This window comes from Nocardiopsis halotolerans DSM 44410 (assembly GCF_000341065.1).
Lineage (GTDB): Bacteria > Actinomycetota > Actinomycetes > Streptosporangiales > Streptosporangiaceae > Nocardiopsis > Nocardiopsis halotolerans.
This window is the reverse complement of record NZ_ANAX01000274.1, coordinates 1-10,511: the sequence shown is the minus strand read 5'-3', so window position 1 is coordinate 10,511 and position 10,511 is coordinate 1. Positions and strand designations below refer to the sequence as shown.

The window sequence follows — 10,511 nt, the reverse complement described above, 5'->3', positions numbered from 1 at the left end:
TGTGTTCCTGTGTCGTAGGCCGCCTCCGACCGCGGCTGGTAGCCGCCGGTCAGCGGGTCGGACGGGGAACCCGCACCATGCGGGGCCGCCGAACCGGTACCCGACGCGGCCGGACCGCTCCGGTCGCCGAAGCCGAAGTCGGAGCGCTGGTGCGCGCCGGTGTCCATGCTCGACCAGATCGGCGAGCTGACGTCGGAACCAGGCGCCGGGGTCGGGGGCCGAAAGTCCGGGGCGAGCGGGTCCTCGAAGGGCGCGCGCCGGGTACCGGTTCCCGGAAGGTCCGAGCGACTCGTCGAACCGCCGTCATGGGACGGGTCTCCGCCGAGCGGGTCGCGCGCATCCGAGGAGGTTCCCAGCGGACCGGCCGCCGACGGTGTGTAGGAGGAGCCGGGCGTCCACGCGCCCGTGCCGACGGGGCCGTCGGAGGCCGGGGCCGCGGATGTGGCGGGCCCGGGCGCCTGGGGGAGCCCGTGCGCCGGTGTGCTCTCCGGGGCCGGGGACAGCGGGGAACGCCGGGGAGCCTCGGGCAGGCTGTGGTCGTCCCACTCGCCCCGCTCCTCCCGCTCGGCGGGTTCCGGCTCGTGCCGTCCCCGTCTGGAGGACCGAGACGGGGGTTGCCCGTCCTCCGGGGGCTGCGGGCCGCTGCCCTGGCCGAGGCTGGCCAGCATCGCCAGGTCCGCGGAGGGGTCCGCGTTCCCGCTCCTGGCCGCGGGCAGGACCGTGGTGGCCCCGGGCGGTCCGGTCTCCTCCTCGTCCCCGTACTCGTCTTCGTGCTCGTCGTCGTAGTCGTCCTCGTACTCGTGGACGGTGACGTTGGGGGCCCGGTCCTCACGCTCGTCACGGGCCCTGGAGGGCCGCTGCGCGGGGCCGTCCTCGCTCAGACTCGACCAGAAGTCGTTGTCGGACAGGGAGCCGTCATCGTCGTCCCAGTCATCGTCGAGCTTGCGCCTGCCCCTGGGGCGCCGTTCCGCCCGGGCGCCACCGTCCTGGCGCGGCCGACGGGAGCGTGCTCGCGGAGTCCGCTCCGCGGTCTCCTCCTCGTCCTCGCCGCGATCCCGGCCCCGGCTCCGGCCGCGTGTCCGGCCCCGCGGCCGTTCGTCGTCGCGGTCGTCGTCCTCGGCGTCCTCGTACTCGTACTCGTCATCGTGGTCCTCCTCGCGGGAGCCGACGCTCAGCGCGCGCATCCCCAGCAGCAGGAGCAGGAGCACGGCGAGCACGACGATGACGGCGATGATGATGATGACGGTGACGGTCATGGTGTACGCACTACCTTGGGGAGGTCGGCCGCGCCCGGATCACACCGGGGACCGGCCTGGCGGGTACGGGCCGGGAGAGGCGGTGACCTCCGGGATCCGCGGTGATCCGGTGTCTTCGGGGTACGGCTGCGGAGGGACGCAGACGATGCGGTGCGGTCTCGGGTCAGGGCGCCGCGCGGCGAGTGAACGGATATCGGTCATCTGAAATAGGGCGGGGGCACATGCCCACTGTATGCCTTGTCGTGCGATGTGTGCAGAGGGCGACGGAAGCTTCCTCGCATAATCCCCGTGGCCCCCGAGCCGCCGGAACGCACGGGGGCCGACCGTGAGCGCCCTTCTCAGTCGCTGCTGGTGACCAGGGACCCACGGGCGACGGCCTGGTTCGCGATCGCCTCCAGGGACGCGTTCAGCGCCGCTCCCTCCGGCAGGTCCAGCGGGTTGCGCAGCGCGTACACGGTGAACCGGTACTCGTAGGCCTCGCCCGGCTCGGGGCAGGGCGGGTCGTAGGAGGTCTCACCGACGCTGTTGCGCCCCTGCTTGGCGTCGGCCGGAACCGTGTTCTGGCGCAGCTCGACCAGTTCCGGGTCCAGGTCGTAGACCACCCAGAACACCTGGGCCTTCTGGGGGTCGTCCACCACCAGCGCGATCGACCCGGCCTCGTCGGGCAGCCCCGACCAGCTCAGTGGCGGCGAGTACGACTCGCGGGCCTCCTCCCCTCCCTCGGAGCCGTTCCCGGCCTCGGCGCCGTTCGTCCCCATGCAGGAGTAGGCGTCCGGCAGCGGCCCGCCCTCCTGCATCAGCGGGCTGGTGACGGTGATGTCGTCGGGCATGTCGCCGTTCTGCGAGGGCGAGAGGAGGCCGCAGCCCGTGGTCAGGGCCAGTACGGCCCCCGCCACCACCGCGCCCGAGCGCGTACCGAAGGACGTGCGCACCGTACGCGGCGCACCGGTGGTCCGGGGGAAGGGGAGGGCCGGGAACAATGGGACTCCTGCGTTTCGGGCCGTGGAGGCGGAACTCTCGGTGACACGGGCACGGCGCTCGGGAGGCACCCGGCGCCGGGCTCGGTGGGGGGAACGGGCGGGCGTCTCGGACGGGCACCGACACACGTTCCAGAGCGAACCTTACTGTGGTCAGGCGGGCGTTCGGTCTGCCGTCGCCCTTCGCGCGACCTCCGCCACACTCCGCGGGCTTCGGCCCTACGAGAAAGGAACGCGGGGGAAGGCCGTGACGGAGGGCACCCGTCCGTACGATCGGTGATCATGGGTCGGTGCGGTTCTCCATCCTGGGGCCCCTCCTGGTCCACGACGCGACCGGACGGCCCGTCACCATCGGCGGCGCGCGCCTGCGCACGCTGCTCACCCTCCTCCTGCTCCGGCCCGGCCAGCGGGTCACCACCGACGAGCTCACCGACGCCATCTGGGCGGGCGATCCTCCCGCGTCGGCGGGCAACGCCCTCCAGGCCCTGGTCTCCCGACTGCGCCGCGCCCTGGGCGAGGGGGTCGGGATCGACGGGGACGCCTCGGGCTACCGGCTGGCGATCGACCCCGGCCAGGTGGACCTGGCCGAGTTCGAGACCCTGAGCAGACGGGGACGGTCCGCGCTCGCCGCGGGGAAGGCCGCCGACGCCGCCCGCGACCTGGGTGAGGCCCTCGCCCTGTGGCGCGGCCCCGCCCTGCCCGACCTGACCGCGCACGGCCTCGCCGAGGACACCGCGCTCCGCCTGTCCGAAACCCACCGAGCGGCCGTGGAGGACCACCTGACGGCCCTGTCCGACCTGGGACTGCACGCCGAGGTCCTGCCCGAGGCCGAGGCCCTGTACCGACGCGCACCGCACCGCGAGCGCCCCCTCGCGATCCTGGTCCGGGCGCTGGCCGCCACCGGCCGCACCGCCGACGCCCTGGCCGTGTACGAGGGCTTCCGCGCCCACCTCGCCGACGAGCTGGGTCTGGACCCCTCACCCCAGTTGCGGGACCTGCACCTGAGACTGCTGCGCGGCGAACTCGACGCACCCCGCTCCGCCGGGGATCCCGAGCCCTCCGCCACCGCCGTGCCCGGTTCCGCCAGCGGCACGGCGGGGAAGGGACCCTCCAGGCAGGCCCCGCCCCTGCGCCTGCCCGTCACCCTGACCAGCTTCGTGCCGCGCGACGCCGAGGTGGACACCGCCGTCGACCTGCTCTCGCGTGAGCGCCTGGTCACCCTCCTGGGCCCCGGCGGCGCGGGCAAGACCCGCCTGGCGATCGAGAGCGTCTCCGCGCTGGCCGCGCGCGCACCGCACCTGCTGGCCCGCGGCGGCTGGTTCGTCGAACTCGCCTCCAGGGCGGCCGCGGACGTCCCCCAGGCCCTGGTCGACGCACTGGAACTGCGTGAACACGCCGTGATCCAGGCGCACTCCACCAGTGCCGTCGCCACCCCGCCCATGGAACGGGTCGTCTCCTTCGTCGGGGACCGGCCCGTCCTGATCGTCCTGGACAACTGCGAGCACCTCGTCGAGGACGTGGCCCAGGCCGTGGCCCCGCTGCTCGCCCGGTGTCCCCGTCTGAGGATCCTGGCGACCTCCCGCGAACCCCTGGGCGTACCCGGAGAGCAGCTTCTGTCCGTCCCCTCCCTGGAGCTGCCGCCCGAGGGCGCCACCACGGACCGGGCCGCCGCCTGTTCCTCGGTCGTCCTGTTCACCGAACGCGCCGCCGCCGTGCGCCCCGGCTTCTCCGTCACCTCCGACAACGTCGCCCACGTCGTCCGGGTCACCCGCGAACTGGACGGTATGCCGCTGGCACTGGAACTGGCCGCCGCGCGCCTGCGCTCCATGACCATCGCCCAACTCGCCGACCGGCTCCGCGACCGCTTCCGCCTCCTGACCGGCGGCACCCGCTCGGCGCTGCCCCGACACCGCACCCTGCGGGCCGTCGTCGACTGGAGCTGGGAACTCCTCGACGAGTCCGAACGCCGCCTGCTGCGCCGCCTGTCGATCTTCTCCGGGGGCGCCACCCTGGAGGCCGTCGAACGGGTCTGCGCCGACCCCGGCACGGAGGGCGAGGTCGGCGGCCACGACGTGTGGGGCGTCCTGTTCGCCCTGGTCGACAAGTCCCTGGTGGTCGCCGAGAACCCCGCCCGGGACGACACCCCGCCCCGCTACCGGCAGCTGGAGACCGTGCGCGCCTACGCCGCCGAGCGCCTGGACCTCAGCGAGGAGGAGGAACGCGTCCGCGACGCGCACGCCCGCTACGTCCGCGACCTGTGGCGCTGGGCCGACCCGCTGCTGCGCGGTCCGCGCCAGGAGGAGCTGCTCGCCGTCCTGAACGCCGAGGCCAGCAACTGCGGCGCGGCCGTGCGCTGGGCCGTCGAACGGGGCGACGTCGAACTCGGCCTGGACCTGGTCGAGTACACCCAGTGGTACTGGATCCTGGGCGGATCCTGGCGCCAGCTCCACCGGTGGGCCGGGGACGTCCTGGACATGGTCGGCGACAGGGTCCCCGAGGGGCGCGCCGTCGCCTACGCCTGTGCCCTGCTCCACCACGCCGACACGACCACGGACCAGGAGGAGGTCCTGGAACGCGTACGCGCGGTCGAGGCCGTCCTGGAGGAGGCGGGGGAGCGCGCCGAGGAGCACCACATGCTGGTGTACGGACTGGTGTACCAGGCGTTGCTGGAGGGAAGCGCGAGCGTCACCTACGCGCGCCTCACCGCCGCGGCGAACCAACCGGACCCGTGGATGCGGGCCATGGTACGGCTGCTGCTGTCCCTGTTCGACGCCATCTCCGGCCACGTCGGACCGTCCCTGGAGAGGGCGACCGCCGCCCTGGAGGAGTTCCGGGCGCGGGGCGACACCTGGGGGCAGTGCCAGGCCCTCGTCCAGGTCGTGGACACGCACAGGTTCGGGGACCTCGAACGCTGCCGTGAGCTCCTCACCGAGGGGATACGCATGGCCGGAGACGCGGGGTTGGACGCCATGGCGGCGATGTTCCGGGTCCGCCGGGCCCAGACCCTCACCGACCTCGGTGATCTGGAGGCGGCCCACCACGACCTGCGGGCCCTGCGCGCCTCCGGGAAGCCGATCGAGAAGGAGCACATGGTGCTGCTGCGACTGACCGAGGCCCAGTGGTTGCGGGAGACGGACGACCTGGCCGCGGCACGCGAGGTCCTGGACCGGGTCGGGAGGGATCTGTCCGACCTGGGCGGGTTCTCCCCCATCTACGTGGAGGCGGCATGGCGGGCCCTGTACACCACCGTCGCCTGGAGGTCCGGTGACACCGCGGAGGCCTGGCGGCAGGCCGGGCGCGCGTGGTGGCTGGGCAGCCAGGGGCTGGGCGGCCCGGTGTGCGCCGAGGTCCTGGACGTCCTCGCCATGATGGTCGCCGAGGAGGACCCACACCGCGCCGCGCTGCTGCTGGGAGCCTCCGAGACGCTGCGGGGCGTGCCCGACACGGCCACCCCCTTCGTGGTGCGGGCTCGGGAACTCGCGCGTCGGGGACTGGGCGCGGCGGAGTACGCCCGTCTGGTCGACGGGGTCCGCGCCGCCGGCGCCGCACGCGCCCGCGAGTCCGTGGACGCGTGGCTGGCCCCGATCCTGCCCGACGACACCCGGTCCCACGGGGAGTGAGCCGTACGCGCCGGAGTGACGCCGCGCCGCCCGGGAACCCCCGGGCGGCGCGGCGTCAGCGCCGTCAGGCGCGTGTCAGCGGATCAGGTGCGACGCCGGTAGGCCCACACGGCCAGCGGGGAGAAGACCGCGGTGATGATCGCCGCCCACAGCACGCTCCACAGCACCGGGCCGGTGGCCTCGCCCGTGCCCAGCATCAGGGCGCGCATGGCGTCCACGACGTGGGTGACCGGGTTGTTGGCCGCGATCGCCTGGAGCCAGCTCGGCATGTCCTGCGGGTTGACGAACGCCGAGCTGCTGAAGGTCAGCGGGAACATCAGGATCATCCCGAACGCCTGCACCGCCATCGGCGTACGCACGACCATGCCGACGAAGGCCGACATCCAGCACAGCGCGAACGCGAACAGCAGGACCAGGGCGGCGGCCACGAGCACGCCGACCACACCGCCCTCGGGCCGGAACCCGATGACCATGCCGACCAGGAGCACCATCACCACGGTGATCGTGTACCGGACCAGGTCACCGAGGATGGCGCCCGTCAGCGGGGCCGAGCGGGCGATGGGCAGCGACCGGAACCGGTCGAAGATGCCCTTCTCCACGTCCTGGCTCAGGGAGAAGCCCGTGCCCAGCGTGGCGAAGATGACCGACTGCGCGATGATGCCGGGCATCAGGAAGTCGCGGTAGCTCTGCCAGTCGCCCATCATCGCCTGTCCGAACACGAAGACGAACAGGGTCACGAACATGACCGGCTGCAACATCAGCCCGAAGACCTCTTCGGGGTTGGCCCTGATCTTCAGCACGCTGCGCGAGGCCAGTTGCAGACCGTTCTGGACGGTGAGCAGCGGACTGATCCGCTCGGGAGTGGTGGGCGCGTCCCCGGAGCGCGCCGACGGCGTCCGGGTCGTCACGGCGCTCATACTCGTGTCTCCTCGTTCTCGGTCCCGTGGGAGTGTTCCTCGGCGCCGTGCCCGGTCAGGGCGAGGAAGACCTCGTCCAGACTGGGCTTGCGCAGGGACAGCTCGGCGACGGTCACACCCTGTTCGTCGAGGCGGCGCACGACCTCGGGCAGGACCTGCGAGTCGGTGACCGGGACGCTGGCGAGCAACCCGTCGGAGGTCACCGGAGTGCTGGTGGCCGCCTCGATGATCTTGGTGGCCAGGGACAGCTGTCCGGTCCCGGTGGTGCGGACCTCCAGCACCTGGTTGCCCGCGCGGCTCTTGAGCTCCTCGGGCGTGCCCTCACTGATCACGCGCCCGTGGTCGAGCACCATGAGGTCGTCGGCCAGCTGGTCGGCCTCCTCCAGGTACTGGGTGGTGAGCAGGACGGTCACACCGTCGTCGACCAGCCCGCGCACCACGTCCCACAGGCCGTTGCGGCTGTGCGGGTCCAGACCGGTGGTGGGCTCGTCCAGGTACAGCAGCGACGGTCGGCCGACCAGGCTCGCGGCCAGGTCGAGCCGTCGCCGCATGCCGCCCGAGTAGGTCTTGGCGGGGCGGTTGGCGGCGTCGGTGAGCCCGAAGCGCTCCAGCAGCTCGGCCGAGCGCGACCGGGCGCCCGCACGGTCGAAGCCCAGCAGCCGGGCGATGAGCACCAGGTTCTGGGTTCCGGTCAGGTCGGCGTCGACCGCTGCGTACTGGCCGGTCAGCCCGATCAGCCGGCGTACCTCGTGGGGCTGGCGCACCACGTCGAACCCGCCGACCTCGGCGTGGCCCTCGTCGGGGCGCAGCAGGGTCGCCAGGATGCGTACCGTCGTGGTCTTCCCGGACCCGTTGGGTCCCAGGATGCCCAGCACGGCCCCCGTCCTGGCCGTCAGATCCACACCGTCCAGGGCGCGTTTGCCCTTGAACTGCTTGACCAGACCCTCCGCGCGGATGGCGTCAGTCATCGGTCCTCCATATCAACGTCTACCGTCAATTCTGACGAACCGGTCTGACGAAACGCTGACAAATACTGACGTTCCCGTGCGGAGCGTTCGTGAACTCGTGGCGGAACGGGCGGGAGTGGGACCGGGCTCCGGGCGGGCCTGGTCAGGGGTCGCGGAGCGAGGGCGCGGAGGGTCCGAGCGTGGGTGGCCGGAACCCTGGGCGGGAGCGTCGCGGTGCGAGGCCACTAGACTCGTCCGCGTGACGAACACCCCGCCCCACGACGCCGACACCGCCCCCGAGGGGCCGCCGGAGCCCGGCGGGGGAGGGACCGCCCGGCTGCGTCCGCCGCTGCGCCGTGTGAGCGGCCGTGCGATCGGGGTGTGGACCCTGCGGATCCTGTTCGGCGGCGTGCTCACCCTGCTCCTGTTCTCCGCGCTCGCCTGGGCCGCCTCGTCGCTGGGCTGGGCGTGGATCCCCGCGTGGGCGCGTGACAACGCCTGGCTGCTACCGGTCGTCTACGCGGTCTACGTCCTGCTCAAGGTGGCCGTCGTGCCGTCCTGGCGGTACCGGGTGCACCGCTGGGAGGTCTCGGGGGACGTCATCTACACCCGCGCGGGCTGGATCAGCCGCTCCTGGCAGCTGGTCCCGGTCAACCGCATCCAGACGGTCGACCACACACAGGGGTGGCTGGAGCGCGTGTTCGACGTGGCGACGCTGGAGGTGCAGACCGCCTCCTACGCCGGGTCGTCCACGATCGAGGGCCTGGACACGGACGAGGCCCGCCGCCTGAGCGAGGAACTGGCCGTGCGCGCCGGAACCCTGCGGGACGACGCGACCTGATGGGCGGACACGAGGACCGGACCTCCGGACCGGAGCCGGACGACGCGGGGGAGCACGGCGGCTGGGTCGCTCCGGGAGGCGGTCCCGTACCGTCTGGCCCGCACCCGGCGGCGGAGGACGGGCCGGAGGAGCCCGCCCCCGTCGGTGCCCGTGCGCCCGAGGGCGCGGGCGGGCGGCCCGACGCTCCCCGTGACTGGTGGGGAGGGGAGGAACCGGGCGGAGCACGCTTCCTGGGCGCCGAACCCGCGCGCCAGCTCAGCCCGCGCAGTATGGTCGTCGGCCCCATCAACCAGCTCCGCGGCCTCCTGCTGCCGATCGCCGCCGGTCTGGTGCTCGGCGGGTTCAACGCCTGGGTGCTGGCCGCCACGGGCGCGACCGTCGTGACCCTGCTCGTGGGCGGGTTCGTCACCTGGCGGACGACCCGTTACGAGGTCGCCGGCGACCGCCTGGAGATCCGCAGGGGGCTGCTCCGCCGTTCCCAGCGCACCATTCCGCTGGAGCGTGTGCGGGGAGTGGACGTCACCAGCACCCTGTTGCACCGGATGCTGGGTGTGGCCGTGGTCCGTATCGAGGCCGCCGCGGGGTCGGCGGGCGCGAGCGAGGACGGCAAGCTCGACGCCGTGGCGGCGGAGGAGGCCGACCGGCTGCGGCGGGTCCTGCTGCACCGCAGGGCGGTGCTCACCGGGCACGCGGCCGACACGGCGGGGGAGACCACGCCGGGCGCGGAGGAGGTCGCACGGGGGCGCGCCGCGGAACACGACGGAGGGCCGCGCGACCCCGGGGACGACACCGTCACCCACTTCGCCATGCCCCGCTCGTGGTACCTGTACGGGGCACTGAACCTGGGATACCTGCTCACCCCGTTCGCGGTCCTGGCCACCCTGTTCGGCATGGTCCAGCAGACGGCCGGGGACCTGGCCGCCGACTACTTCGTGGACTGGTTGACCAACTCCGACGGTCGGTTCCTCCTGGTGGCGGCGGCCGTCTTCGCCGGTGTGCTGGTGCTGCTGATGCCGGTGTTCGCCGTGGTCTCCTACGCGCTCACCCACTGGGGCTTCACCCTCCAGGAACGCGACGGTTCGCTGGTCGCCGAGCGGGGACTGCTCACCCGGCGCAGCGTGACGCTGGAGAAGCGCCGTGTCCGCGGCTACGAACTGCTGGACAGCCCCCTCGAGCGCGTGCGCGGGGCGGTGCGGCTGCGCGCCATCGTCACCGGGCTTGGTGACACGGCCAACCGGGCGGTGCTGCTGCCCATCGGACGGCGCACGGTGGTCGACGCGGTCGTGGACCGAGCTCTGGGCGTGTACCGGGGCGGCCTGGACCGGCATCCGCGCGCCGCGCTGTACCGTCGCCTGACCCGGTCCGTGGGCCCGTTCGCCGTGGCCCTGGTGGTCTTCCTGATCGCGGACGTGGCGTGGCTGGCCTGGGTGTCCGGTGCGCTGGCGGTGCTGGGGATCCCCCTGGGGGCGGACCGCTACCGCTCCCTCGGCCACGGCTACGACGGCGAGCGCGTGAGCGTGCGCTCGGGATCGCTGCGCCGCGGTCAGGCGATGGTGGAGCGTTCGGCGGTGATCGGCTGGGCCTGGCGGCAGACCCTCTTCCAGCGTTCCTCATCGCTGGCCGACCTCCAGGTCACGGTCGGCGCGGGCTCGGGCGGCTACACCGCCCAGGACGCCTCGCTCGCGGACTCGGTGGCCTTCGCCGCCCGGGTCACCCCCGAGATGGTGCGTCCGTTCCTGGTCGACTCCGGGGCCACCGGAACGGACGGCACGGAGGGACACGGGAACCGGGGCACGCGCGGCCCCGGGCACGACTGAACCGGGGAAGGGCGGTCGTGCCCGGGTGCGGCCGCCGCCCCCGCCGGAGGATCGGGCGCGTGTCTCAGTCGTCCTTCTTGGAACCGAACATGATCTCGTCCCACGACGGGACCGAGGCGCGGCGACCGCGGCCCTT

General features: G+C 73.2%; 6 protein-coding genes and 1 pseudogene. 3 read left to right on the top strand and 4 right to left on the bottom strand.

Annotation, left to right across the window (positions count from 1 at the left end; all coding sequences use genetic code 11):
- Nucleotides 1-1,256 (bottom strand): annotated as a pseudogene (locus tag D455_RS0120910) (hypothetical protein); the annotation flags it as partial.
- 338 nt (nucleotides 1,257-1,594) lie between these two features.
- Nucleotides 1,595-2,236 carry a YbhB/YbcL family Raf kinase inhibitor-like protein gene (locus D455_RS0120905; RefSeq protein WP_017572641.1) on the bottom strand — a complete coding sequence of 214 codons (642 nt, stop codon included), beginning with the start codon at nucleotides 2,234-2,236 and terminating at the stop codon, nucleotides 1,595-1,597.
- Between the two features lie 287 nt (nucleotides 2,237-2,523).
- On the opposite strand from D455_RS0120905, the gene D455_RS0120900 reads away from it, so the two are divergent.
- Nucleotides 2,524-5,853, top strand: a complete 3,330-nt coding sequence (locus tag D455_RS0120900) for an AfsR/SARP family transcriptional regulator (RefSeq protein ID WP_017572640.1) — start codon at nucleotides 2,524-2,526, stop codon at nucleotides 5,851-5,853.
- Between the two features lie 83 nt (nucleotides 5,854-5,936).
- Here the strand turns inward: D455_RS0120900 and D455_RS0120895 are convergent, their stop codons facing one another.
- Nucleotides 5,937-6,770, bottom strand: coding sequence for an ABC transporter permease (locus D455_RS0120895; RefSeq protein WP_017572639.1), 834 nt, complete (start codon nucleotides 6,768-6,770; stop codon nucleotides 5,937-5,939).
- Entirely contained in the window at nucleotides 6,767-7,738 is a 972-nt protein-coding gene (locus D455_RS0120890) for a daunorubicin resistance protein DrrA family ABC transporter ATP-binding protein (protein ID WP_017572638.1), read from the bottom strand. The genes D455_RS0120895 and D455_RS0120890 overlap by 4 nt, the downstream gene beginning before the upstream one ends.
- A 238-nt stretch (nucleotides 7,739-7,976) precedes the next feature.
- On the opposite strand from D455_RS0120890, the gene D455_RS0120885 reads away from it, so the two are divergent.
- Both D455_RS0120885 and D455_RS0120880 read left to right on the top strand, forming a co-directional pair.
- A complete protein-coding gene (locus D455_RS0120885) occupies nucleotides 7,977-8,558 on the top strand; it encodes a PH domain-containing protein (RefSeq protein ID WP_017572637.1) in 582 nt (193 codons plus the stop codon).
- A complete protein-coding gene (locus tag D455_RS0120880) occupies nucleotides 8,558-10,375 on the top strand; it encodes a PH domain-containing protein (RefSeq protein WP_017572636.1) in 1,818 nt (605 codons plus the stop codon). The genes D455_RS0120885 and D455_RS0120880 overlap by 1 nt, the downstream gene beginning before the upstream one ends.
- Nucleotides 10,376-10,511 lie beyond the last annotated feature (136 nt).